The sequence below is a fragment of the Streptomyces sp. AM25 genome (assembly GCF_058146165.1).
In genome coordinates, this window is sequence record NZ_JBKIWN010000015.1 from 224,271 (window position 1) to 249,152 (window position 24,882).

Below are 24,882 nucleotides of genomic sequence, written 5' to 3' on the forward strand. Positions count from 1 at the left end.
CGTGGGCGCGACCACGGTGGCGCGCCCCGTCAGGGACGCGGGGAACTGCGCGACCAGCCAGTGACGGCCCGCAGCCGACGAACAGCGCGGGGCGGTACCAGCTGTCCGACGGCTGCGGGCCGTTCGTGGTTGCTCGCGCAGTTCCCCGCGCCCCTCACGGGCGCGCCCGCTTGGGCCAGATCGTGTAGCTCAGCGCGATCACCACATTGATGCCCCCCACCCACAGCATCGTCGACTGCCAAGCCCGCAACGAGCTCACGTCGCCCGAGCCCCCCACGTACCAGACCGCCGCCTGCAACAGCGCAGCGGCAACCGCTGCGGCCACGACCCAGCGCCCCGCCGTCTTCCACTCGTGCACCGTGCGCGCCGTCCCGTACTTCGGCGGCTTGACCGGCGGCGGACCGCCCGCGAAGCGGTGGGCGAAGCGAGCGTCGGCCCAGCGGAGCGTGGAGTGGCCCAAGCCGGCCGAGAAGCCGATGTAGACGGCCGCGAGGCCGTGCTTCCAGTCGGCGGTGGCGCCGTTCTTCAGGTCGATCGCAGTCGCGACGAGCAGCACGAGTTCCAGGACCGGCTCCAGCAGCAGTACCGCGACCCCCGCGCGCGGCATGCGCGCCAGATAGCGCAGGCTCAGTCCGACGGCCAGCAGTACCCAGAAGCCGACCTCGCAGGCGACGACCAGCATGACGATCACGGTTCCGCTCCTCTCCCTCCCCTCCAGCGTCCCCGCGGACGGCCGCCCCCGCCTCGTCGCGGAAGACGATCCCCGACTGCATCCTTCGATGTACTGACCTGCGGCGACGGCATGCTGTGATGGACCTGTGCAGCTGCCCCTCCCACGCCGCCCCGACCGCGATGCCGTGCTCATCGCGGCCACCGGGGTGCTCGGCGGCGTCCTGCTGTACGCGCTGGGCCTGCGCAGCTCGCCCGCCCTGCCGCTGCCGCCGTGGCTCGCGCTCGTCGCACTGGCCGTCATGGCCGGTGCCGAACTGCTGCGCCGCAGCGCCCCGCTCGCGGGGCTCGCGCTCGGCACGGGGGCGCTCGCGCTCGACGTCTGCGCGGGCAGTCTCATCGCGAACGTCGGCATGTTCACCGACCTCGTCTACGCGGCGGTGCTGTACGGGCCGCAGGCCGCGTACCGGTTCATCCCGCGCGCGACCGAAGTGCTCACCGTGCTGGGCACGTTGCTGGCCGTCGCCCTGGTCCGCAAGCCGGAGGCGCTGCTGGTCGGGATCGCGCTGGGCCTCGTGACCATCGCGCCCGCCTGGACCGGCGTGGGCGTCCGCGTGCACCGCGACGCCGCCCGGTCCGCGCGGCTGGCGGCCGAGCGGACGGCGCTGCTGGCGGAGCTGGACCGGCGCGAGGCGGTGGGCGCGGAGCGTTCCCGCATGGCGCGGGAGCTGCACGACATGGTGGCGGGACACCTGTCGGCCATCGCCATCCACTCCACGGCGGCGCTGTCGATCGGCGAGCCGGAGACGTCCCGGGAGGCGCTCGCGGTGATCCGCGAGAACAGCGTCCAGGGCCTCGCCGAGATGCGCCGTCTCATCACTCTCCTGCGCACCGGCGAAGAGGGGCCGGCGGCCACGCCCACGCTGGAGGGACTGGAGGCGCTGCTGGCGCAGGCGCGCAGCGCCGTGCCGGACGAGGGCAGGTTCCGTTTCGTCCTGCTCGACGAACGCGGCCCCGGGCCGCTGCCCGCGCCCGTCGAGCTGGCGGCCTACCGCATCGTGCAGGAGTCGCTGACCAATGCGGTCAAGCACGCGGCGCCCGGAGAGGTGGCGGTGCGCCTGTCGCGCACGGGCGGCGGCCCGCTGACCGTCCGCGTCACCAGCCCGCTGGGCGACCGGCCGGCCCCGCGCGCGCCGGGTGCGGGAGCGGGGATCGTCGGGATGCGCGAGCGCGTCGCCCTCCTGGGCGGCCGGCTGGAGACGGGACCGCTGAACGAAGGTGCGGCGGTGTTCTGGGAGGTACGGGCCGAACTGCCCGTGGAGAGCGAGGAGATGCGATGACGATCCGGGTTCTGGTCGCCGAGGACCAGGCCGCCGTCCGGTCCGGCCTGGTGCTCATCCTGCGCTCCGCGCCCGGCGTCGAGGTCGTCGGGGAGGCGGCGGACGGCGAGGAGGCGGTGCGGCTGACCCGGGCGCTGCGGCCCGACCTGGTCGTCATGGACATCCAGATGCCCCGCCTGGACGGGGTCTCGGCCACCCGGCAGATCACCTCCGAGCAGCTCGCCGACGTGCTCGTGCTGACCACCTTCGACCTCGACGAGTACGTCTTCGGGGCGCTGCGCGCGGGCGCGGCCGGGTTCCTGCTCAAGGACAGCGAGGCCGCCGACCTCGTCGCCGCCGTGCGGACCGTGGCCCGGGGCGAGGGGCTGATCTCCCCGGCCGTCACCCGGCGCCTGATCGCCGAGTTCGCCCGCCCCGCGCCTGCGGCCCGCCCGTCCGCGGACCCGGCCCTGCTGGACGTGCTCACGCGCCGCGAGCGCGAAGTGCTGGCCTGTCTCGGCGAGGGCCTGGCGAACGCGGAGATCGCGGTCCGGCTGCAGATGGCGGAGGCGACGGTGAAGACGCACGTGAGCCGCCTGCTGGGGAAGCTGGAGCTGCGCAGCAGGGTGCAGGCGGCCGTACTGGCCCGGGAGTTGGGCCTGGTCCAGACCTCTTGACCATTGGTACGGACCTTCTTACGCTCCCCCACAAAACTGCACACCCCCCACCCTGTACGGACTCCACTCGAGGAGCACCCTTGAGCACAGGAACAGCGGGACACGGCAGACGCTTCACCCTCACCGCGGCCTTCGCCGCCTTCCTCCTCCCCCTCGCCGCCCTCATCGGGCTCGCGTCCCCGGCCCACGCCGCGGCCTCGGCGACGGCGGCCTTCGCCAAGACCTCGGACTGGGGCACCGGTTACCAGGGCGAATGGACGATCAAGAACACGGGCCCGACGGCCCTCGACGGCTGGACCGTCGAGTGGGACCTCCCGTCCACCACCACCGTCGGCTCGTACTGGGACGCCCTGATCAGCAACAGCGGCACCCACTACACCGCCAAGAACCGCGAGTACAACGGCACCATCGCCCCCGGCGCATCCGTCACCTTCGGCTTCGTCGCCGCGGGTGACAACGCGCCGAGCGGCTGCAAGCTCAACGGCGGTTCCTGCGACGGCGGTTCCCAGGGCAGTCCGCCGAGCGCCCCCGGCATGCCCCAGGCCACGGCCGTCACCGACACGACCGTCTCCCTGAAGTGGGCGGCGTCCACGTCCGCCACGGGCATGAAGAACTACGACGTCTACCGCGGCGGCAGCAAGGTCGCGACCGTCGCCAAACTGGCCTACACGGACACCGGGTTGACCCCCGGCACCGGCTACACCTACACCGTCGTCGGCCGCGACACCGCCGACCGGACCGGGCCCGCCGGCCCGGCACTGACCGTGAAGACCACCGGCGGGGGCGGCAGCCCGCAGCCCGGCAACGGCTATGCCAGAGTGGGCTACTTCGTGCAGTGGGGCATCTACGGCCGCGCGTACACGGTGAAGTCCCTGGACGCCACGGGCGCCGCTGCCAGGCTCACCCACCTCAACTACGCCTTCTCCAACATCGATCCGGTCAACCTCACCTGCCTCAACGGCGTCACCAAGGCCACCGGGTCCAACCCGGAGGACCCGAACCAGGGCGACGGCGCGGGCGATTCGTGGGCCGACTACGAGAAGGGCTTCGGGGCCGGCGACTCGGTCAACGGCACGGCGGACACCTGGGACCAGCCGCTCGCCGGCAACTTCAACCAGCTCAAGGAGCTCAAGGCCAAGTACCCCAATCTCAAGATCCTGATGTCGGTGGGCGGCTGGACCTACAGCAAGTACTTCTCGGACGTCGCCAGGACCGACGCCTCCCGGCAGAAGTTCGTCCAGTCCTGCATCGACATGTACATCAAGGGCAACCTCCCGGTCAGCAACGGCCGCGGCGGCCCCGGCACTGCGGCCGGGATCTTCGACGGCTTCGACATCGACTGGGAGTGGCCGGGCTCCGACGGACACCCCGGCAACCACGTCTCCGCGGACGACAAGGCCGACCTCACGCTGCTGATGGCCGAGTTCCGCAAGCAGCTCGACGCACTGGGCACGCACTATCTCCTCACCGCCTTCACCCCGGCCGACCCGGCCAAGATCGCGGCAGGCTGGCAGATCGGCGGCAAGCCCAACGTCTTCGACTCCATGGACTACGCCAACGTCCAGGGCTACGACTTCCACGGCTCGGGCAGCGACAACAGCTGGGAACCCAACCGCACCGGCCACCAGGGGAACCTGTACGCCGACCCCAAGGACCCGTACTCCACGAAGTTCAGCGTGGAGAAGACCGTCCAGACGTACCTCGACGCGGGCGTCGACCCCCGCAAGCTGGCCCTGGGGCTGGCCTTCTACGGACGCGGCTGGCAGCAGGTGGCCGACGGGGGTGCCCACGGGGCGTGGCAGACGGCCAACGGGGCTGCGCCCGGGCAGTTCCCCGAGGAGGCGGGTACACGGGGCTACGACAACCTGATCGCCTCGGTGCCGAACATGACCGTCTACCACGACGATCAGGTCGTGGCCACGTACGGGTTCACCGGGGACGGCGGGCAGTGGTGGACGTTCGACGATGCGTGGTCGATCGGCAAGAAGACGGCCTGGCTTCGCCAGAAGAATCTGTTGGGGGTGATGATCTGGGAGATGTCCGGGGACAGCGGCACACTGATGACTGCCGTCAACGACGGGCTGTCGTGAACTGCGGGTTGTTCTTGGCTGGTCGCGCCCACGCGGCGGAGCCTCACAAGGAAACCGCCCCGCGCCCCTTACGGGGCGCGGCCTGCGGGGCGCGACCTTACGCCACGTTCACCCGTTGTCCCGGAGGCGCCGCCTCCAGCCATGCCAGGAAGCCCGTCAACGCGTCCTCGCTCATCGCCAGTTCGAGGTGCGTGCCGCGGTGCAGGCACGACAGGACGACCGCGTCCGACAGCAGGGCCAGTTCCTCCTCGCCCTGCGGCGTGCGCCGCGCCCGTACCTCGATCGAGGCGCGCTCCAGGATGCGCCGGGGGCGCGGGGCGTACGAGAAGACCCGGAACCACTCGATCCGGTCACCGTTGTAGCGGGCGACCCCGTACACCCAGCCCTTGCCGAGGGGTTCGGGGTCGTCCTCGGGGACGTTCCACCGCAGGCTGCAGTCGAAGGTCCCGCCGGACCGCTGGATGAGCCGTCTGCGCAGCCCGAAGACGAAGAGCCCCAGCACCACCAGCAGTACGACGATGCCGCTCACGAGCAGAGCGAGGACCATCTCCACCGACCTCCTCGCATCATCTAGAGCAACCGCACCTGTATTGCCTCAGCCGCGGACCGCCCTGGAAGATCCAGTGCGGCCCGCGGCTGAGGGACGTATCGATGGTCGGTCGCGGTCCTAGTGTCCCGTGACCGCACGCAGCCGGACATCCGCGCGCCGCTCGGCGGCGGCGTCCGCCTCCGACTGGGCCCGCTCCAGCGCACGCTCGGCGCGCTGGACGTCGATCTCGTCGGCAAGCTCCGCGATCTCGGCGAGCAGCGAGAGCTTGTCGTCGGCGAACGAGATGAATCCACCGTGCACCGCGGCGATCACGGTGCCCTCGGCGGTCTTGATGGTCACCGGGCCGGACTCCAGCACACCGAGCAGCGGCTGGTGGCCGGGCATGACGCCGATGTCACCCGATGTGGTACGCGCGATGACCAGAGTGGCCTCGCCGGACCAGACGCTTCGGTCCGCCGCGACCAGCTCGACGTGCAGCTCAGCAGCCAACGTGGCTCCTCGGGTCTCCACCCGCCGGGCGCGGCGGGTGTTGGGTCAAAGAATAGGGGACGTACGGACCGGGGGCGGGAGCACCCCACCCCCGGTCCTCACGAGCACGGGGCTCAGGAGACGCCGAGCTCCTTGGCGTTCTTCTTCAGGTCCTCGAGGCCACCGCACATGAAGAAGGCCTGCTCCGGGAAGTGGTCGAACTCACCGTCGCAGATCGAGTTGAACGCGGCGATGGACTCGTCCAGCGGAACGTCCGAACCGTCGACACCGGTGAACTGCTTCGCCGCGTGGGTGTTCTGCGACAGGAAGCGCTCGACGCGACGGGCGCGGTGGACGACCAGCTTGTCCTCTTCGCCCAGCTCGTCGATACCGAGGATCGCGATGATGTCCTGGAGGTCCTTGTACTTCTGCAGGATTCCACGGACCCGCATGGCGGTGTCGTAGTGGTCCTGCGCGACGTAGCGCGGGTCCAGGATGCGGGACGTCGAGTCCAGCGGGTCGACCGCCGGGTAGATGCCCTTCTCCGAGATCGGACGCGACAGCACGGTGGTGGCGTCCAGGTGGGCGAAGGTGGTCGCCGGGGCCGGGTCGGTCAGGTCGTCCGCGGGGACGTAGATCGCCTGCATCGAGGTGATCGAGTGACCACGGGTCGAGGTGATGCGCTCCTGCAGGATGCCCATCTCGTCCGCCAGGTTCGGCTGGTAGCCCACCGCGGAGGGCATGCGGCCGAGCAGGGTCGAGACCTCGGAACCGGCCTGGGTGAAGCGGAAGATGTTGTCGATGAAGAACAGCACGTCCTGCTTCTGCACATCGCGGAAGTACTCCGCCATGGTCAGACCGGCCAGGGCCACGCGCAAACGGGTGCCCGGGGGCTCGTCCATCTGGCCGAAGACCAGCGCGGTCTTGTCGAGAACGCCGGCCTCCTCCATCTCGACCATGAGGTCGTTGCCCTCACGGGTGCGCTCACCGACACCGGCGAAGACGGAAACGCCCTCGTGCAGCTTGGCCACACGCATGATCATTTCCTGGATCAGCACGGTCTTGCCGACACCGGCACCACCGAACAGACCGATCTTGCCGCCCTTGACGTACGGGGTCAGCAGGTCGACGACCTTCAGGCCGGTCTCGAACATCTCGGTCTTGGACTCGAGCTGGTCGAAGGCCGGGGCCTTGCGGTGGATCGACCAGCGCTCGGCGTCGGCGACCGTGGACTCGTCCTCGTTGAGGACCTGGCCCAGGGTGTTGAACACCTTGCCCTTGGTCACGTCACCGACCGGCACGGAGATGGCCGCGCCGGTGTCGGTCACCGGGGCCTGGCGGACCAGACCGTCGGTGGGCTGCATCGAGATGGAGCGGACCAGGCCCTCGCCCAGGTGCTGGGCGACCTCGAGGGTCAGGGTCTTGCGACCGCCCTCGACGGCCGGGTCGTCGACCTCGGCGTGCAGAGCGTTGTAGATCTCCGGCATCGCGTCGACGGGGAACTCCACGTCGACGACGGGGCCGATGACCCGCGCGACGCGGCCCGTGGCGGCGGCCGTCTCAACAGTGGTCGTCATTACTTGTCACTCCCCGCGGTCGCGTCGGCCAGGGCGCTGGCTCCACCGACGATCTCGCTGATTTCCTGGGTGATGTCGGCCTGTCGGGCCGCATTGGCAAGCCGCTTGAGCGACTTGATGAGCTCTTCCGCATTGTCGGTCGCGGACTTCATCGCACGGCGGCGGGCGGCGTGCTCGGAAGCGGCGGCCTGCAGCAGCGCGTTGTAGATCCGGGACTCGACGTACCGCGGCAGCAGCGCGTCGAGCACGCCTTCCACCGACGGCTCGAACTCGTACAGCGGAAGGATCCCGCCCTTGGCTTCCGCCTCCTCCGCCGTCGCCTCGAGGCTCAGCGGCAGCAGGCGGTTGTCCACCGGCGTCTGCGTCATCATCGAGACGAACTCGGTGAAGACGATGTGCAGCTCGTCCACGCCGCCCTCGGCGGTGTCCTGCTGGACGGCCGCGATCAGCGGATCGGCGACGCGCTTGGCGTCGGCGTAGGTCGGGCTGTCGGTGAAACCGGTCCAGGACTGCGCCACCGGACGCTCGCGGAAGCCGTAGTACGCGACGCCCTTGCGGCCGACGATGTACGTGACGACGTCCTTGCCCTCGCCGCGGAGCCGCTCGGAGAGCTGCTCCGCCGCCTTGATGGCGTTCGAGGAGTAACCGCCGGCCAGACCACGGTCGCTCGTGACGAGCAGCACCGCGGCCCGGACCGGGTTCTCCGCCTCGGTGGTGAGGGCGTGCCTGGTGTTGGAGCCGGTGGCAACCGCGGTCACTGCCCGGGTGAGCTCACTGGCGTACGGAGTCGAAGCGGCCACCTGGCGCTGCGCCTTGACGATGCGCGAGGCGGCGATCATCTCCATCGCCTTGGTGATCTTCTTGGTCGCGGAGACGGACTTGATCCGCCTCTTGTAGACCCGGAGCTGGGCACCCATGCTCAGCCCTCGCCCAGCAGCTTGCCGTCCGCGGTCTCGAACTGCTGCTTGAACGCCGCGATGGCGTCGCCCACGGACTGCAGCGTGTCGTCGGACATCTTGCCGCCCTCACGGATGGAGGTCATGAGGCCCTTGTGCTCGCGGTGCAGGTGGTCCAGCAGCTCGCGCTCGAAGCGGCGGATGTCCCCGACCGGAACCTCGTCCATCCTGCCGGTGGTGCCGGCCCAGATGGAGACGACCTGGTCCTCGGTGGAGTACGGGGCGTACTGGGCCTGCTTCAGCAGCTCGACCATGCGCTTGCCGCGCTCCAGCGCCGCCTTGGAGGCCGCGTCCAGGTCGGAACCGAAGGCGGCGAACGCCTCCAGCTCACGGAACTGGGCGAGGTCCACGCGCAGTCGGCCGGAGACCTGCTTCATGGCCTTGTGCTGGGCGGAGCCACCGACACGGGAGACCGAGATACCGACGTTCAGCGCGGGGCGCTGACCGGCGTTGAAGAGGTCCGACTCCAGGAAGCACTGGCCGTCGGTGATGGAGATGACGTTGGTCGGGATGAACGCCGAGACGTCGTTCGCCTTGGTCTCGACGATCGGCAGACCGGTCATCGAGCCCGCGCCCATCTCGTCGGAGAGCTTGGCGCAGCGCTCCAGCAGACGGGAGTGCAGGTAGAAGACGTCACCCGGGTAGGCCTCACGGCCCGGCGGGCGGCGCAGCAGCAGGGAGACGGCACGGTAGGCGTCGGCCTGCTTGGACAGGTCGTCGAAGACGATCAGGACGTGCTTGCCCTGGTACATCCAGTGCTGGCCGATGGCGGAACCGGTGTACGGGGCGAGGTACTTGAAGCCCGCCGGGTCGGACGCCGGAGCCGCGACGATCGTCGTGTACTCCAGGGCGCCGGCCTCCTCCAGCGCACCGCGCACGGACGCGATGGTGGAGCCCTTCTGGCCGATGGCGACGTAGATGCAGCGGACCTGCTTCTTCGGGTCGCCGGTGCGCCAGTTGTCGCGCTGGTTGATGATCGTGTCGACGGCCAGCGCGGTCTTGCCGGTCTGCCGGTCGCCGATGATCAGCTGACGCTGGCCGCGGCCGACCGGGGTCATGGCGTCGACGGCCTTGTAGCCCGTCTCCATCGGCTCGTGGACCGACTTGCGCTGCATGACCGTGGGGGCCTGAAGCTCGAGGGCGCGGCGGCCCTCGATGCCGGTGATCTCGCCGAGGCCGTCGATCGGGTTGCCCAGCGGGTCGACGACGCGGCCGAGGTAGCCCTCGCCCACCGCGACGGAGAGCACCTCACCGGTGCGCTGCACCGGCTGGCCCTCCTCGATGCCGCTGAACTCGCCGAGGACGACCGCACCGATCTCGCGCTCCTCGAGGTTGAGGGCGAGACCGAGGGTTCCGTCCTCGAACCGCAGCAGCTCGTTCGCCATGGCCGAGGGAAGGCCCTCGACCTTCGCGATGCCGTCGCCGGCAACGCTGACCGTACCGACCTCCTCGCGCGAGGCCGCGTCCGGCTTGTACGCCTGGACAAAGTTCTCCAGCGCGTCCCGGATCTCCTCCGGCCGGATCGTGAGCTCCGCCATCTGGGTTCCCTGCTCTCCTTGTTGGGCCCGAAGTATTTCTTCCCCGGGGAAGTTCCCCCGGGGGACACCGTCGGCCCAACCCGGGCCGTCAGTCATGCTCTTGAGTTGGTCGCCGGTCAGCCGGCCATCCGCCGTTCCGCCTCGGCGAGGCGGTCCGCGATGGTGCCGTTGATGACCTCGTCGCCGATGCGCACCTGGATGCCGCCGATGACCTCGGGGTCGACGTCCATGTTGAGGTGGACGCGCCGCCCGTACAGCTCGGCCAGCGCATCACCGAGGCGCTGCTTCTGCCGGTCGTCCAGCGGCACCGCCGAGGTGACCACCGCGACCGTACGGTCCCGGCGCTCCGCGGCGAGCTTGGAGAGGGCGTTGAGCCCCGCTTCCAGGCTACGGCCACGCGGCGCCGTCACCAGGCGGACGACGAGCCGCTCGGTGACCGGGTTGGCCCGGCCGTCCAGCAGCCGGTGCACCAGGGCCGCCTTCGCGGCCCGGTCGGCGACCTTGTCGGTCAGCGCGGAGCGCAGTGCGGAGTCCGAGGTGACGATCCGGCCGAAGCGGAACAGCTCGTCCTCGACGTCGTCCAGGACGCCCTGGCGCTCGGCGGCGACCAGGTCGGCGCTGCTCGCCAGCTCCTCGGTCGCGTCCACCAGGTCGCGCGAACGCGACCAGCGCAGGCGCACCATGCCGGCCAGCAGGTCGGTGCACTCGCCGCCGACCTGACCGGCCAGCAGGCGCTGGGCCAGCTCGGCCTTGGCCTCGCCGGCCTGCGCCGGGTCGGTCAGGACCCGGCGCAGCGACACCTCACGGTCCAGCAGTGCGGTGACGGCGGCGAGTTCGTCTGCCAGCTTCGCCGCGTCCACGGACGTGTTGTCCGCCAGCGCGTCGAGGCTCTCCCGTGCAGAGGCCAGGGCCTCGCGGCTCGCAAGGCTCATCGCTTCGCCTCGGCCTTCGTCACGTCCACCGACTTGTTCTCGACGGCGTCGAGGAAGCGGTCGATGGTCCGGCTCTGACGGGCGGAGTCCTGCAGGGACTCGCCCACGATCCGGCCCGCCAGGTCGATGGCCAGCCGGCCGACGTCCTGACGGAGGGAGGCCGAAGCGGCCTTGCGGTCGGCCTCGATCTGGGCGTGACCGGCAGCGATGATCTCCTCACGCTGCCGCTGGCCCTCGAGCCGCATCTCGGCGATCAGCGCGACGCCCTGCTCCTGCGCCTCCTGGCGCAGACGCGCGGACTCGTGGCGGGCGTCGGCAAGCTGAGCCCGGTAGTCCTCGAGTACCTGCTGAGCCTCGGCCTGGGCGGCCTCGGCCTTCTCCATGCCGCCCTCGATGGCCGCCCGGCGCTCGTCCAGAACCTTGTTGATGTTCGGAAGGAGCTTCTTGCCGAGGAACAGGAAGACGATGAGGAAGGCGACAAGGCCGATGACAAGCTCTGGGATCGGCGGGAGGAGAGGGTTCTCCATCTCCTCGGCCGCCAGCGGAACCAGGGCGTTCACATCAGTGCCTTTCGTCGAAAAGGTGTGTCAGTAAGCAGTGATTACTTACCGAACACGAACGGCATGACGATGCCGATCAGGGCGAGCGCCTCACAGAAGGCGAAACCCATGATCTGGTTGGCGCGGATCAGGCCGGCCGCCTCGGGCTGACGGGCCAGCGCCTGGGTGCCGTTACCGAAGATGATGCCGACGCCGACGCCGGGGCCGATCGCGGCGAGGCCGTAGCCGATGGAGCCGAGGGAGCCGGTGACACCGTCGGCGGCAAGGGTCTGGAGAGCGGACATGCCGGTTCTTCCTTCTCTTTCACGGACCGGTGGGGGTTGGCCACCGGACGGTCAGTGGGTCTGGGTGGGGCTGGGGGCTCAGTGGTGCTCGGCGAGCGCGCCCTGCACGTAGTTGCAGGCCAGCAGCACGAACACGTACGCCTGGACGGCCTGGATGAAGAGCTCGAAGGCGGTCATCAGGATGGTCATCACGAACGAGACGCCGGCGTAGGCGACGCCGATGCCGTTCAGCAGGTACCAGCTGGCGATGGTGAACATCAGGATCAGCAGGTGGCCGGCGAACATGTTGGCGAAGAGCCGGACCGCGTGGGTGAACGGCCGGACCAGGACGTTCGAGAAGAACTCCAGCACGACGACCATCGGCAGGATGCCGCCGAGCGACTTGTCGTAGCCGGTGATGTTCTTCAGACCGCCGGTGAAGCCGTGCTTCTTGAAGGTCAGGTACATCCACAGGACGTAGACGATCAGGGCGAGGCCCGCCGGGAAGGCGATGATCGACGTCACCGGGAACTGGGCGACCGGAATGATCGACCACAGGTTCATGATCCACACGAAGAAGAACAGGGAGACCATGAAGGGGACGTACTTGTCGCCCTCCTTCTTCCCGAGCGCCTCGTAGACGATGCCGCGGCGGACGAAGTCGTAACCGGCCTCGCCGACCATCTGCAGCTTGCCCGGCACCACCTTCGCCTTGCCGAAGGCCACCCAGAAGAAACCGACGATGACGATCGAGCCCAGCAGGGCGAGCAGCATCGGCTTGTTGAAGTCGTATCCGCCGATCGAGAACAGCGGCTCGAAGACGAACGAGTGGAGCCCTGGGGCCGGGAAGCCGCACCCATCGAAGATGTGGCAATCGGTCTCGAAGGCGAGCATCTGGTCAGCACTCACCGCGAGCTCCTTCAGCGTGGCGCATAGGTACGGCAACCTCGTTGTGTCGGCGCGGCGTGCAGCCACGGAACGGCACTGGACTGGTCTTACGGATAGGGGTGCGGCAGGTCGGCCTGCGGCCGGAAGACATCGTGGGCGTCAGCTGCACGGGCGGCCGATCCTCTCCCCGGGGACTCGGGGGGCCGGCTGCCCTCGTTCGCTGCACCTCAGATGGCACCGGACGATAGCAGGTGAGCACAGGAGCCTTTATCGCGGCCCTACCTCTCATGACGGAGATCCGGCGGGCGCAGGCTTCTGCGCGTCGCCGGACTCCGGATCCACGTACAGGACCTTGGCCTTCATGTAGGCACGCGTCTGCGCCGCGGTCCACACGAGGACCGCGGCGAGCAGGGCGAAGGCGAACGCCTTGGTGTCGAACAGCGTGGTGTGCTTGAAGACGCCGAGGAAGACGGCGACGAGCAGGAACTGCGCCATGAAGAGCACGAGGCCCATCGACTGGAACAGATGCGGAAGGTGCTTCGCGGTCCGCTGCAGGACGATCAGGCCCATGGCCATCACGCCGCCCGCGAGGAGCGTGCCGACGGCGGCACCGATGCCGCCCTTGCCACCGGCGAGCACCACGGCCGCGACGACGGCGATGATCCCGCTCACGGCGGTCGGGACGGCGCACTGAAGAAGGGTTCGGGCGTCGTTGGACTGCATGAAGGGTTCTCCGGCGAAGGTCGGAAGCAACGATTCGTCGTGGGCGAGCGTATCCCCGGGAATCAGAGACGCCTCTGCGCCGAAAGACCGTCGCACTAAGGTCCTTCAGCTCTAGCACCGGGTTTAGTGAACGGTATCACAAACTATTTGATGAGGTCTTTACCTGGTTCGTGTGCCACGTGTCACACTCAAGGGTCAATGGCCTGGTCGACGAGCTGACGGACTGCCAGTTCGTCTGCTAGAGGCGGACTTTACCCGCAGTTACCCGTGGTGCGTACTGGTGCGCGTGAAACGGGAGCGGTCCCCGATGGCCGTTGCGCCGTGCAGGCCGGACGGCACCGGCTCGCGCCGCTCCTCCGGAACGGCGGCCTCCGGAGCCGTGGTGACGGCACGCCGGCGGTAGCGCGGCGGAACGAACCGCTCCGCCCAACGCGGGGCCCGCGGGGTGAACCTCGGCATCAGCAGCAGTGCCAGGCCGACCGCGCTCAGCGCGACGACCACCAACAGGATCCAGACGCTGGCCGATTGCACCGAGTAGGCCACCGTGCCGAAGGCGATGAGCGCCGACCAGAAGTACATGATGAGCACCGCGCGGCTGTGCGAGTGCCCGATCTCCAGCAGCCGGTGGTGCAGGTGCCCGCGGTCGGCGGCGAACGGCGACTGGCCCTTCCAGGTCCGCCGGACGATGGCCAGCAGCAGGTCCGCGACCGGCACCGCGATCACCGTCAGCGGCAGCAGCAACGGGATGTAGACCGGCACCGTGGTCTGCACGGCGGCCCGTTCGGAGCCCTCGAAGAGCTTGAGGGCGTCCGGGTCGAGCTGCCCCGTCAGGGAGATGGCGCCGGCCGCCAGCACCAGGCCGATGAGCATGGAGCCGGAGTCGCCCATGAAGATCCGGGCGGGGTGCATGTTGTGCGGCAGGAAGCCCAGGCACATGCCCATGAGCACGACCGCGAAGAGCGAGGCCGGAGCGGCCGCCTCCAGGTTGTGCCCGTACCAGAGCCGGTAGGCGTAGACGAAGAACGCGGCGGCGGCGATGCAGACCATGCCGGAGGCCAGGCCGTCGAGGCCGTCGACGAAGTTCACCGCGTTGATGGTGACGACGACCAGCGCGACCGTGAGCAGCGTGCCCTGCATGGGCGTGAGCGAGACCGTGCCGATGCCGGGGACGGGGATCCACAGGATCGTCAGACCCTGCAGGACCATCACGCCGGCCGCGATCATCTGGCCGCCCAGCTTCACCAGCGCGTCCACGCCCCACTTGTCGTCGAGCACGCCGAGCAGCCAGATCAGCCCGGCGCCCGAGAGCAGCGCCCGCGGCTCGTTGGACAGCTCGAAGACGGGCTTGAGATTGGCCAGGTGCGCGGCGACCAGCAGGCCCGCGCAGAGCCCGCCGAACATGGCGATACCGCCGAGCCGTGGCGTCGGTTCCCGGTGCACGTCGCGGGCACGGATCTCCGGCATCGCGCCGGCCGCGATCGCGAACTTCCGCACCGGCCCCGTCAGCAGATAGGTGACTGCCGCGGTGACGCACAACGTCAGCAGGTATTCACGCACGGGCTGCCCCAGGAATCTCGCCGGACATCACAGCCCCACACCATATTCGCGTCCGCCCCCGATCCGTGAATGCCGGGGAAGACGCGGGGGCCCTGCGGGCGGTTGCCGGGGGCGCCAAATGATCACATGTGCGGCGGATACGGGGGGAAGTTTCCGGCCAGCTCGGCGACGGCCGCCCTGATCCGGGACTCCTTCCCCTCCCCCCGCAGTGCGGCACCCAGCAGGGCGGCGACCCGGACCATCTCGGGCTCCCGCATGCCCTGACTGGTGAGGGCCGCGGTGCCCAGCCGCAGGCCGCGGGCCCGGCCGTGCGGCAGGCCGCAGGTGTCCAGCACGATGCCCGCGGCGGCGAGGCGCCGGCGGGCCGTGAGGGCCTCCAGGGCGAGCGGGGAGACGTCGGCGGTCACCAGGTGCGTGTCGGTGCCTCCCGTGGCGATGACGAGGCCTTCGGAGGCCAGGGCGGCGGCAAGGGCGCGGGCGTTGGCCACGACCTGGTGGGCGTAGGCGGTGAACGCCGGGGTCGCGGCCTCCCCGAACGCGACCGCCTTCGCGGCGACCGCGTGCATCTGGGCCCCGCCCTGGGTGAACGGGAAGACCGCCCGGTCGACCCGCTCCGCCCGCCGCGCGCCGCACAGGAGCAGCCCGCCGCGGGGACCGCGCAGCACCTTGTGCGTGGTGGCGCAGACGATGTCGGCGTACGGGACCGGGTTCGGCGCCGCTCCCCCGGCGACCAGCCCGATGGGGTGTGCCGCATCGGCGATGAGGGCGGCGCCCGTCTCGTCGGCGATCTCCCGGAAGGCGGCGTAGTCGGGGTGCCGCGGGTAGGACATCGACCCGCACACGATGGCGGCGGGCCGGCGCTCGCGGGCCAGGTCGCGCACCTGGTCGTAGTCGATGAGACCGGTGTCCCGGCAGACCCCGTAGCCGACGAAGTCGAACCAGCGGCCCGAGAAGTTGGCCGGGGAGCCGTGGGTGAGGTGTCCGCCCTGCTGGAGGGACATGGCCAGCACCGTGTCGCCGGGGCGCAGCAGCGCGGCGTAGGCGGCCAGCACGGCCGAGGAGCCGGTGTGCGGCTGGACGTTGGCGTGCTCGGCGCCGAAGAGGCCCTTGGCGCGCTCGACGGCGATGCGCTCGGCGAGGTCGACGAGTTCGCAGCCGCCGTGGTGGCGGGCGCCGGGATAGCCCTCGGCGTACTTGTTGGCCAGCGGCGAGCCGAGGACGGCCAGGACCGCGGGCGAGGTGAAGTTCTCGGCGGCGATCAGCTGCAGCCCGGTCGCCTGCCGGTCGGCTTCGCCGAGGAGGAGCCCGGCCAGTTCGGGGTCCTGGCGCACCAGCGCCTCGAAGCCGGTTCCCCAGGCGGGGGCGCTGCGCTGGGCCGGTGCGGGGGTGACGGACATCGCCGGCTCCTCGTGGTGGGCGGCGGGTCTGTCACCACTGTATGTCCGTGGTGCGTTGCGTGCCCGGTGCGGGCCGTCCGTGGTTGCTCGCGCCCACGCGGCGGAGCCGCAAATCGAAACGGCCCCGCGCCCCTTCGGGGCGCGGACGTCAGCGGGCCGACACTCCCGTGAGTGCCGTGACGACCGGGTCCAATGCCTGGTTGATCTCGTCGCCGATGGAGCGGAAGAAGGTGATCGGGGCGCCGTAGGGGTCGTGCACCTCGTCGGCCTCCGCGCTGGGTGCGAGGAGCCAGCCGCGCAGGGCGGCGGCGGCCTGCACCAGGGCGCGGGCGCGGTCGACGACGCCGCCGGACTGCTCGGGGTCCGGCAGGGTCGCGGGGTCTATGGCCCGCACCAGCCGGGTGAACTCCTTCAGCGTGAAGGTGCGCAGGCCCGCCGAGTGGCCCATGGAGATGACCTGGGCGCGGTGGTCGCGGGTGGCGGTGAGCACCAGGTCGGCACGGATGACGTGCTCGTCGAGGAGCTCGCGGCCGATGAAGCCGTGCGGGTCCGCGCCGAAGTCGGCCAGGACGGTCGCGGCGTGCGCCTCCATGGGCGCCCCCTCGTGTCCCCAGGTGCCGGCGCTCTCGACCACCAGGCCGCCCGTGAAGGGGTCGCCGAGCCGGTGCGCGAGGGCATGCCGGGTCAGCCGCTCGGTGATGGGCGAGCGGCAGACGTTGCCGGTGCTGACGTGGAGGATGCGGAAGGTGTCGGCGAAGGTGTCCGGTCCCGCTATGCCACGCCCCTGTGGGGCGATCAATTGGCCACCTCGAGGTCGGGTACCACCTCGCGGAGCTGCTCCGCGGTCACGGCACCGGCGCGCAGCAGGACCGGCACCGGGCCGGTGACGTCCACGATGGAGGACGGCACGTCGGCCGGGGTGTGGCCGCCGTCGAGGTAGACGGAGACGGAGTCGCCGAGCATCTCCTGGGCGGCGTCGCAGGACTGCGGCGCCGGGTGGCCGGTGAGGTTGGCGCTGGAGACGGCCATGGGGCCGAACTCGGTGAGCAGCTCGATGGCGACCGGGTGCAGCGGCATCCGCACGGCGACGGTGCCGCGGGTCTCGCCCAGGTCCCAGGTGAGCGAGGGCTGGTGCTTGGCGACGAGGGTCAGCGCGCCGGGCCAGAAGGCGTCGACGAGCTCCCAGGCCTGCTCGGAGAAGTCGGTGACCAGCCCGTGCAGGGTGTTCGGGGAGCCCACGAGGACGGGCGAGGGCATGCCACGGCCACGGCCCTTGGCCTGGAGCAGGCCGCCGACGGCCTCGCGGCTGAAGGCGTCCGCACCGATGCCGTAGACGGTGTCGGTGGGCAGCACGACCAGCTCGCCGCGGCGGACCGCGGCGGCCGCTTCGCGCAGACCGGTCTTGCGGTCGGTCGCGTCGCTGCAGTCGTATCGCCGTGCCATCACATCTCCTTCGCGAAGCTGTCGGTTCCCTGGGCCGCGGTCACGGCATGGCCTTCCGGGCCGTCGCGAACCGCGGGCGGTTGTTGAGGTCGGGGTGGTCGGCCGCGTCCGCCCAGCCCGACTCCTCGGAGAAGATCCACGGCACCTGGCCGCCCTGGGTGTCGGCGTGCTCGATGACGACGACGCCGCCGGGGCGCAGCAGGCGGTGGGCCGTGCGCTCCAGGCCGCGGATGGTGTCGAGGCCGTCCTCGCCGGAGAACAGGGCGAGCTCCGGGTCGTGGTCGCGGGCCTCGGGGGCGACGTACTCCCACTCGGTGAGCGGGATGTACGGCGGGTTGCTGATGACCAGGTCGACCTGGCCGTCGAGCTCGGGGAGGGCGGTGAGGGCGTTCCCGTGGTGCAGGGTGACCCGGGAGCCCTCGACGTTCTTGGCGGCCCAGCCGTGCGCGGTCTCGTCCAGCTCGACGGCGTGCACCCGGGAGCGGGGCACCTCCTGCGCGAGGGCGAGGGCGATGGCCCCGGAGCCGGTGCACAGGTCGACGATGAGGGGCTCGACCACGTCCATCGCCCGGACGGCGTCTATGGCCCAGCCGACCACCGACTCGGTCTCCGGGCGGGGCACGAAGACGCCGGGGCCCACCTGGAGTTCGAGGTAGCGGAAGAACGCGCGGCCGGTGATGTGCTGCAGCGGCTCGCGGGCCTCGCGGCGGGCCACGGCCTCCCAGTAGCGGGCGTCGAAGTCCGCGTCGGCGACCATGTGCAGCTCACCCCGCTTGACGCCGTGCACGAAGGCGGCCAGCTCCTCCGCGTCGAAGCGCGGGGAGGGCACGCCGGCGTCGGCCAGCCGCTGGGTGGCCTGCGCCACCTCGGCGAGCAGCAGGTTCACGGTGTTCCCTCTCGCATCGTCACGGTCGTCCCGGGGTTCTTCCGGGCCGGGCCTTCGGCAAGGCCCGGTGGTCAGCTGGTGGCCGCGAGCTTCGCGGCCGAGTCGGCGTCGACGCAGGCCTGGATGACCGCGTCCAGCTCGCCGTCGAGCACCTGGTCCAAGTTGTACGCCTTGAACCCCACGCGGTGGTCGGAGATCCGGTTTTCCGGGAAGTTGTACGTCCGGATCTTCTCGGACCGGTCGACGGTGCGGACCTGGCTGCGGCGCGCGTCCGCGGCCTCGGCCTCGGCCTTCTCCTGCGCGGCGGCCAGCAGCCGGGAGCGCAGGATGCGCAGGGCCTGCTCCTTGTTCTGGAGCTGGCTCTTCTCGTTCTGGCAGGAGGCGACGACTCCGGTCGGCAGGTGCGTGATGCGCACGGCCGAGTCGGTGGTGTTGACGGACTGGCCGCCGGGGCCGGACGAGCGGTAGACGTCGATCCGCAGGTCGTTGGGGTTGATCTCGACGTCGATCTCCTCGGCCTCGGGCGTGACGAGCACGCCGGCGGCGGAGGTGTGGATGCGGCCCTGGGACTCGGTCGCGGGCACGCGCTGGACGCGGTGCACCCCGCCCTCGTACTTCAGCCGGGCCCAGACGCCCTGGCCGGGCTCCGGGGTGACGTTGCCCTTGGTCTTCACCGCGACCTGGACGTCCTTGTAGCCGCCGAGCTCGGACTCGGTGGAGTCGATGATCTCGGTCTTCCACCCGACGCGCTCGGCGTAGCGCAGGTACATGCGCAGGAGGTCGCCGGCGAACAGGGCGGACTCGTCGCCGCCCGCGCCCGCCTTGATCTCCAGGATGACGTCCTTGTCGTCGCTGGGGTCGCGCGGGATCAGCAGCAGGCGCAGCTTCTCGGTGAGCTCCTCGCGCTGCTGCTCCAGGACCTTGACCTCGGCGGCGAAGTCGGGATCGTCCGCGGCGAACTCGCGCGCGGTGTCGATGTCGTCCGCGCTCTGCTTCCAGGCGCGGTACGTGCCGACGATGGGGGTCAGCTCGGCGTAGCGCTTGTTGAGCTTGCGGGCGTTCGCCTGGTCCGCGTGCACGGCGGGGTCGGCGAGCCGCTTCTCGAGGTCGGCGTGCTCACCGATCAGTTCCTCGACTGCCTCGAACATCAAGATTCCTTCAGCGGAAAGAGGGGGGCCTGCTGGACGCGAAAGCGCCGGTCCGGTCGCCCCTCGCACGCGAAGGGCGACCGTGAACCGGCGCCTGCGGGTCGCTACTTCTTGGCCGACCCGGCGGTCTTGCCGAAGCGGGCCTCGAACCGCGCCACACGGCCACCGGTGTCGAGGATCTTCTGCTTGCCCGTGTAGAACGGGTGGCACTCGGAGCAGACCTCGGCGCGGATGGTGCCGCCGGCAATCGTGCTACGGGTGGTGAAGGAGGCACCGCAGGTGCAGCTGACCTGCGTGTCCACGTACTCCGGGTGGATGTCGCGCTTCAAGGGTTCTCCTAGGTTCGGGAGGGCACCGGGTCGTAGAGGCGGGATTGCCTTACGTGAACCGGGGCCGACGTACCAGTCTGCCAGTACTGGCCGTATCCCCCAAAACGGGGGGCGGGGCCCCGGTATTCCCGGGGCCCCCGGCCGCTACTTCACCGCGTTGTCGGCTTCCGTCTTGGTGCCCGCGCCGTCCTTGAGGGCGGACTCGGGGATCTCCTTGTCCTCCCGGAGCGCGTCCCAGACCTGCTGGGAGGCGGCCTTGATGGGGGCCACCCGGTTGCTGTCGATGGGGTCGGTGCCCACGGGCAGCGTCACCATGTGCATGTCCTCGGCGCCGATGCCCTTGAGGCCCTCGGCGAAGCCCAGCAGCTTGTCCACGGAGGCCAGCTCGGAGTCGGTGGTCAGAGCCTTGGTGGCGGTGTCGGCGATCCCGTACAGCTTGGTGGGGCTGGTGAAGAGGCCGATGGACTTCACCTGGTTGATCAGCGCCTTGATGAAGGCCTGCTGAACCTTGATCCGGCCCAGGTCGCTGCCGTCGCCGACGCCGTGCCGGGTGCGGACGAGGCCGAGCGACTGCTCGCCGTTGAGCTTGTGGGTGCCTGCGGGCAGGTCGAGGTGGCTGTACTTGTCGTTGATGGCCTTGGTCGTGGTGACCTCGACGCCGCCGAGCTGGTCGATCAGCTTCTGGAAGCCGACGAAGTCGACCTCCATGTAGTGGTCCATGCGGATGTTCGTCATGTCCTCGACGGTCGCCACGGCGCAGGGCGCGCCGCCCACCGAGTAGGCGTCGTTGAACTGCGCCCGCTGGGTGGCGGGGACGGTCTTGCCGCTGGGCGTCTTGCACGCGGGCCTGGGGACCATGAGGTCGCGCGGGATGCTGACCACGCTGGCCTTCTTGTGGCCCGCGTAGACGTGGACGATCATCGCCGTGTCGGAGCGGGCGCTGCCCTCGTCCTTGCCGTACTCGCTGTTGGCGCCGGCCCGCGAGTCGGAGCCGAGGACCAGGATGTCCTGCGAGCCGTTGTCGACGTTGGCCGGGCGGTTCTTGCCGAGCGCGGCGTTGATGTCGACGCCGTTGATGTTGCCGTTGAGCTTGAAGTAGGCGAAGCCGAGCCCGGAGCCGCCCACCAGCAGTACGGCGACGGCGCTCCAGCCGGCTATTCGCCAGCCCTTCCTGCGCTCCGGGGGCTTGCGTCGCCGGCCGCGCTTCCCGCCGGCACGGCGGCGGCCCGATCCCGCCCTCGTGCTCCTGCTCTCGTCGGCCATGCGCTCCTCAGTCCTTCGTGCTGGTCCGGCTTGCCCCATTCCAGACGGGGAAGCTTGCGACAGGGTTGCACAACGGGTTCTGAGGCCGTTCTAAGAAAACCGGAGGCCGCTCCCCCGTCCCGCGGGCCGCGCGCACCGCTGTCACCTGCGGTTTCGGCCAGGTTGGCGAGATTGCCGCCGCACGTCTGCCGATGGTGCCCCTGTGGCGGATGTCTCAAAAGGTCACAGTGCGATCACAAAAGGGCCGGGCCCCCGCCACGGCTGTGGCGGGGGCCCGGAATGCGCTGCGGTGCTGCGCGGCAGATCAGTCGTTGCCGTTGCCCGGGGCGGGCGTGGTCTTGGCGATCTGCATCAGGAACTCGGCGTTGGACTTCGTCTGCTTCATCTTGTCGAGGAGCAGCTCGATGGCCTGCTGCGAGTCGAGCGCGTGCAGCACCCGGCGGAGCTTCCAGACGATGGACAGCTCCTCGCCGCCCAGCAGGATCTCCTCCTTGCGGGTGCTGGAGGCGTCCACGTCCACCGCCGGGAAGATGCGCTTGTCCGAGAGCTTCCGGTCGAGCTTGAGCTCCATGTTGCCGGTGCCCTTGAACTCCTCGAAGATCACCTCGTCCATCCGCGAGCCGGTCTCGACCAGCGCGGTGGCCAGGATGGTCAGCGAGCCGCCGTCCTCGATGTTGCGCGCGGCACCGAAGAACTTCTTCGGCGGGTAGAGCGCGGTCGAGTCGACACCACCGGACAGGATGCGGCCCGAGGCCGGGGCGGCCAGGTTGTAGGCGCGGCCCAGACGGGTGATCGAGTCCAGCAGGACGACCACGTCGTGACCCAGCTCCACGAGGCGCTTGGCGCGCTCGATGGCCAGCTCGGCGACGGTGGTGTGGTCCTCTGCGGGACGGTCGAAGGTCGAGGAGATGACCTCGCCCTTGACCGACCGCTGCATGTCGGTGACCTCTTCCGGACGCTCGTCGACCAGGACGACCATCAGGTGGCACTCGGGGTTGTTGGTGGTGATCGCGTTGGCGATGGCCTGCATGATCATGGTCTTGCCGGTCTTCGGCGGGGCCACGATCAGACCGCGCTGGCCCTTGCCGATGGGCGCGACCAGGTCGATGATGCGGGTCGTCAGCACGCCCGGGTCCGTCTCCAGCCGCATCCGGTCCTGCGGGTAGAGGGGGGTGAGCTTGCCGAACTCGGGGCGGCCGCGGCCGGTTTCGGGCGCCATGCCGTTCACCGAGTCGAGGCGGACGAGGGCGTTGAACTTCTCGCGCCGCTCGCCGTCCTTGGGCTGCCGGACCGCACCGGTGACGTGGTCGCCCTTGCGCAGGCCGTTCTTGCGGACCTGGGCGAGGGAGACGTAGACGTCGTTCGGACCCGGCAGGTAGCCGGAGGTACGGATGAAGGCGTAGTTGTCGAGGATGTCGAGGATGCCCGCGACCGGGATCAGGACGTCGTCGTCGGAGACCTGCGGCTCGTTGCCGAAGTCGTCGCGGCCACGGCGGCCACGGCGGTCGCGGTAGCGTCCGCGCCGGCCCCGGCGCCCGCCCTCGAAGTCGTCGTCCTCCTGCTGCTGCGGGCGGTTGTCCCGCTGCTGGCGGCCCTGGCCGCCCTGCTGGCCGGCCTCGCCGTCGCGGTTGCCGCGGCGGTCGCGGTCACGCTGGCCGCGCTCCCGGCGCTCGCCCTTCTGGCCGCGCTCGGCACGCTCGCCGCGCTCCTGGCGCTCGCCGCCCTTGGCGGCCTTGCCCTCGGCGCTGTCCAGCGCCGCCTCGGCCTTGGCCTCCTTGGCCTCGGCGCGGTCCTCGCCGCCGGCGGCCTGCTCGGCCTGCTCCGGGCTGCCGGCAGGCGCGGTGGCGCGCCGGCGACGGCGCTCGCCGGCCGGGGCCTCGTCCCCGCCGGGCTGACCCGGGATCTCGATCTGCTGCTGGGCAGCGGCCTTCTCGGCAGGCTTCTCCGCGTCGCCGGTACGGGTGCGGGACGTCGTACGGCGCTTGGGCTTCTCGGCTGCCGCATCGGCCTCGGTCTTGGCGGGCGCCGCGGCGCTGCCGCCGGCCTGCCTCTCCTTGATGACCTCGATCAGCTGGCCTTTGCGCATCCGCGCGGTGCCCTTGATGCCGAGGCTGGAGGCGAGCTGCTGGAGCTCGGCCAGGACCATGGCGTCGAGGCCCGTGCCCGAGCGGCGCCGCCTGGGGGCGGTGGTGGCACCGGTGGCAGACGCGGCGGGAGCGTCCGTGGCGGGCGCGGAGGCATTCACGCCCATCAGATCGGTGGTGTCGCTCACGAAGGGGTCCTTCCCTGGAGCGGGCGTCGGCCTGTCTGGCTCGGCGACCGGTTGTGCTGTCCGGCTGCGGTCCTGATGTGCGGACCGGGCCGGGGCGGTGGTCCGCCGGTACGGCGGAAGAATCAGTTCATTGGTTCCGGCGTGAAGAAATCAGTGAAGACAAGACGACCACTTCACTCATGTCGCCCACGCCGATTCCGGAGCGTGCTCGAATCTGCTCAGGCAGGCTGCTCAGGCAGTTTGGGAGGCTCCCGGAAGAAAAGCGGTCCCTGATCGGGACACAGAGCACCGAGCCGATGCGACTTCGGGTGCAGACTTGAGGTTAACACTACCGGATCCCACAAACATTCCCCCTCTCCAAGACCGGCAACCGCGTTTCTCGTGGCCCCGGGGCCCCTCCCCGGAACACACAGGTCAAGCGAGCGGCAGCACGCTCGTCCCCCCGGCGTCGAGGGACAGCCGATTGGCCGCCCACCCCTCGCCCGCCAGCCGTGCGACCTTGTCGGCCGCACCGTTCTCGACCAGTGCGAGCACCGTGGGGCCCGCACCGGAGATGACCGCGGCGACCCCGTCCGCACGCAGTCGATTGACCAGGGCGACGCTCTCCGGCATGGCCGGAGCGCGGTATTCCTGGTGCAGCCTGTCCTCGGTGGCCGGCAGCAGCAGCTCGGGACGCCTGGTCAGGGCCTCGACGAGCAGTGCGGCGCGGCCGGCGTTGGCCGCCGCGTCCACGTGGGGGACGGTGCGCGGCAGCAGCCCCCGCGCGGTTTCGGTCAGCACCGGGTTCGCCGGCACGAAGACCACCGGAACGATGGAATCCGCAGGGTCCATCCGCACGGCACGGGCCACTCCGGACTCCATCCAGGCCAGCGTGAATCCGCCCAGCAGACACGCCGCGACATTGTCCGGGTGGCCCTCGATCTCGGTGGCCAGCTCCAGCATCGCCGCGTCGTCGAGCCGGGCGTCGCCGCCTATGGTCACCGCGCGGGCGGCCACGATGCCCGCGCAGATCGCCGCCGAGGAGGAGCCCAGGCCCCGCCCGTGCGGAATCCGGTTGGCACAGACGACCTCCAGGCCGCGGGGCTGGCCGCCCAGCAGGTCGAAGGTGGTGCGCAGGGACCGTACGAGCAGATGACTCTCGTCGCGCGGGAGGGTCTCGGCGCCCTCTCCGGCGATGTCGATGTGCAGCCCGGATTCCGCCACCCGGACCACGACGTCGTCGTAGAGGCCCAGGGACAGGCCGAGGGCGTCGAAGCCGGGACCGAGATTTGCGCTGGTGGCGGGGGTGCGCACTCGGACGGCGGCGGCGCGGAAGGCGGGACCGGCCATCGCTCGATGACTCTCCTTGGTGTGGCCTTGGCAGGACGTGCGACTACC

General features: G+C 70.4%; 24 protein-coding genes. 3 read left to right on the top strand and 21 right to left on the bottom strand.

Annotated elements, in window-relative coordinates:
- Positions 1–154: 154 nt before the first annotated feature.
- Positions 155–691 (bottom strand): hypothetical protein, encoded by a 537-nt coding sequence (locus tag ACLHRZ_RS21605; RefSeq protein WP_490420132.1) that lies wholly within the window; start codon positions 689–691, stop codon positions 155–157.
- 127 nt (positions 692–818) lie between these two features.
- Here ACLHRZ_RS21605 and ACLHRZ_RS21610 point away from each other — a divergent pair, with 127 nt between their 5' ends.
- The 3 genes from ACLHRZ_RS21610 to ACLHRZ_RS21620 all read left to right on the top strand — a co-directional run bounded on the left by ACLHRZ_RS21610 (position 819) and on the right by ACLHRZ_RS21620 (position 4,755).
- Entirely contained in the window at positions 819–2,009 is a 1,191-nt protein-coding gene (locus ACLHRZ_RS21610) for a sensor histidine kinase (RefSeq protein ID WP_490420133.1), read from the top strand.
- Positions 2,006–2,665, top strand: a complete 660-nt coding sequence (locus ACLHRZ_RS21615; RefSeq protein WP_490420134.1) for a response regulator — start codon at positions 2,006–2,008, stop codon at positions 2,663–2,665. The genes ACLHRZ_RS21610 and ACLHRZ_RS21615 overlap by 4 nt, the downstream gene beginning before the upstream one ends.
- A gap of 80 nt (positions 2,666–2,745) precedes the next feature.
- The gene (locus ACLHRZ_RS21620; protein ID WP_490420135.1) at positions 2,746–4,755 is read left to right on the top strand and encodes a glycosyl hydrolase family 18 protein; all 2,010 of its coding nucleotides are present in this window, start codon (positions 2,746–2,748) and stop codon (positions 4,753–4,755) included.
- Positions 4,756–4,852: 97 nt separating this feature from the next.
- Here ACLHRZ_RS21620 and ACLHRZ_RS21625 read toward each other — a convergent pair whose 3' ends face one another.
- The 20 genes from ACLHRZ_RS21625 to thrB all read right to left on the bottom strand — a co-directional run bounded on the left by ACLHRZ_RS21625 (position 4,853) and on the right by thrB (position 24,834).
- Positions 4,853–5,308 (bottom strand): DUF2550 domain-containing protein, encoded by a 456-nt coding sequence (locus tag ACLHRZ_RS21625; RefSeq protein ID WP_490420136.1) that lies wholly within the window; start codon positions 5,306–5,308, stop codon positions 4,853–4,855.
- 114 nt (positions 5,309–5,422) lie between these two features.
- Positions 5,423–5,794, bottom strand: coding sequence for a F0F1 ATP synthase subunit epsilon (locus ACLHRZ_RS21630; protein WP_490420137.1), 372 nt, complete (start codon positions 5,792–5,794; stop codon positions 5,423–5,425).
- A gap of 113 nt (positions 5,795–5,907) precedes the next feature.
- A complete protein-coding gene (gene atpD / locus ACLHRZ_RS21635; protein WP_490420138.1) occupies positions 5,908–7,350 on the bottom strand; it encodes a F0F1 ATP synthase subunit beta in 1,443 nt (480 codons plus the stop codon).
- Positions 7,350–8,267 carry a F0F1 ATP synthase subunit gamma gene (locus ACLHRZ_RS21640; RefSeq protein ID WP_490420139.1) on the bottom strand — a complete coding sequence of 306 codons (918 nt, stop codon included), beginning with the start codon at positions 8,265–8,267 and terminating at the stop codon, positions 7,350–7,352. Before ACLHRZ_RS21640 ends, atpD begins: the two co-directional genes overlap by 1 nt.
- A 2-nt stretch (positions 8,268–8,269) precedes the next feature.
- A complete protein-coding gene (gene atpA, locus ACLHRZ_RS21645; protein ID WP_490420140.1) occupies positions 8,270–9,844 on the bottom strand; it encodes a F0F1 ATP synthase subunit alpha in 1,575 nt (524 codons plus the stop codon).
- A 116-nt stretch (positions 9,845–9,960) separates the two neighbouring features.
- The gene (locus ACLHRZ_RS21650; protein WP_490420141.1) at positions 9,961–10,776 is read right to left on the bottom strand and encodes a F0F1 ATP synthase subunit delta; all 816 of its coding nucleotides are present in this window, start codon (positions 10,774–10,776) and stop codon (positions 9,961–9,963) included.
- On the bottom strand, positions 10,773–11,336 hold the full coding sequence (locus tag ACLHRZ_RS21655) for a F0F1 ATP synthase subunit B (RefSeq protein WP_490420142.1): 564 nt from the start codon (positions 11,334–11,336) through the stop codon (positions 10,773–10,775). Before ACLHRZ_RS21655 ends, ACLHRZ_RS21650 begins: the two co-directional genes overlap by 4 nt.
- A gap of 41 nt (positions 11,337–11,377) precedes the next feature.
- Complete coding sequence (locus ACLHRZ_RS21660) at positions 11,378–11,620, bottom strand: ATP synthase subunit c family protein (protein WP_171085095.1); 243 nt, start codon at positions 11,618–11,620, stop codon at positions 11,378–11,380.
- Between the two features lie 78 nt (positions 11,621–11,698).
- Positions 11,699–12,508 (bottom strand): F0F1 ATP synthase subunit A, encoded by an 810-nt coding sequence (gene atpB / locus ACLHRZ_RS21665; RefSeq protein WP_490420143.1) that lies wholly within the window; start codon positions 12,506–12,508, stop codon positions 11,699–11,701.
- Between the two features lie 264 nt (positions 12,509–12,772).
- Positions 12,773–13,210: a Cg1360 family ATP-synthase-associated protein gene (locus ACLHRZ_RS21670; RefSeq protein WP_490420144.1), complete on the bottom strand. Its 438-nt coding sequence runs from the start codon at positions 13,208–13,210 to the stop codon at positions 12,773–12,775.
- A 261-nt stretch (positions 13,211–13,471) separates the two neighbouring features.
- A complete protein-coding gene (locus tag ACLHRZ_RS21675; protein WP_490420145.1) occupies positions 13,472–14,767 on the bottom strand; it encodes an MraY family glycosyltransferase in 1,296 nt (431 codons plus the stop codon).
- Positions 14,768–14,889: 122 nt separating this feature from the next.
- Entirely contained in the window at positions 14,890–16,164 is a 1,275-nt protein-coding gene (glyA, locus tag ACLHRZ_RS21680; protein ID WP_490420146.1) for a serine hydroxymethyltransferase, read from the bottom strand.
- Positions 16,165–16,312: 148 nt separating this feature from the next.
- A complete protein-coding gene (locus tag ACLHRZ_RS21685; protein WP_490420147.1) occupies positions 16,313–16,963 on the bottom strand; it encodes an arsenate reductase/protein-tyrosine-phosphatase family protein in 651 nt (216 codons plus the stop codon).
- Positions 16,960–17,607 (bottom strand): L-threonylcarbamoyladenylate synthase, encoded by a 648-nt coding sequence (locus ACLHRZ_RS21690; RefSeq protein ID WP_490420148.1) that lies wholly within the window; start codon positions 17,605–17,607, stop codon positions 16,960–16,962. The genes ACLHRZ_RS21685 and ACLHRZ_RS21690 overlap by 4 nt, the downstream gene beginning before the upstream one ends.
- A gap of 40 nt (positions 17,608–17,647) precedes the next feature.
- Positions 17,648–18,493, bottom strand: a complete 846-nt coding sequence (prmC, locus tag ACLHRZ_RS21695) for a peptide chain release factor N(5)-glutamine methyltransferase (RefSeq protein ID WP_171085086.1) — start codon at positions 18,491–18,493, stop codon at positions 17,648–17,650.
- Positions 18,494–18,564: 71 nt separating this feature from the next.
- Complete coding sequence (prfA, locus tag ACLHRZ_RS21700; RefSeq protein ID WP_490420149.1) at positions 18,565–19,641, bottom strand: peptide chain release factor 1; 1,077 nt, start codon at positions 19,639–19,641, stop codon at positions 18,565–18,567.
- 104 nt (positions 19,642–19,745) lie between these two features.
- Complete coding sequence (gene rpmE / locus ACLHRZ_RS21705; RefSeq protein WP_490420150.1) at positions 19,746–19,970, bottom strand: 50S ribosomal protein L31; 225 nt, start codon at positions 19,968–19,970, stop codon at positions 19,746–19,748.
- 144 nt (positions 19,971–20,114) lie between these two features.
- A complete protein-coding gene (locus ACLHRZ_RS21710) occupies positions 20,115–21,233 on the bottom strand; it encodes an LCP family protein (protein WP_490420151.1) in 1,119 nt (372 codons plus the stop codon).
- A gap of 304 nt (positions 21,234–21,537) precedes the next feature.
- Complete coding sequence (rho, locus tag ACLHRZ_RS21715; RefSeq protein WP_490420152.1) at positions 21,538–23,505, bottom strand: transcription termination factor Rho; 1,968 nt, start codon at positions 23,503–23,505, stop codon at positions 21,538–21,540.
- 414 nt (positions 23,506–23,919) lie between these two features.
- Entirely contained in the window at positions 23,920–24,834 is a 915-nt protein-coding gene (gene thrB, locus ACLHRZ_RS21720; protein ID WP_490420153.1) for a homoserine kinase, read from the bottom strand.
- Positions 24,835–24,882 lie beyond the last annotated feature (48 nt).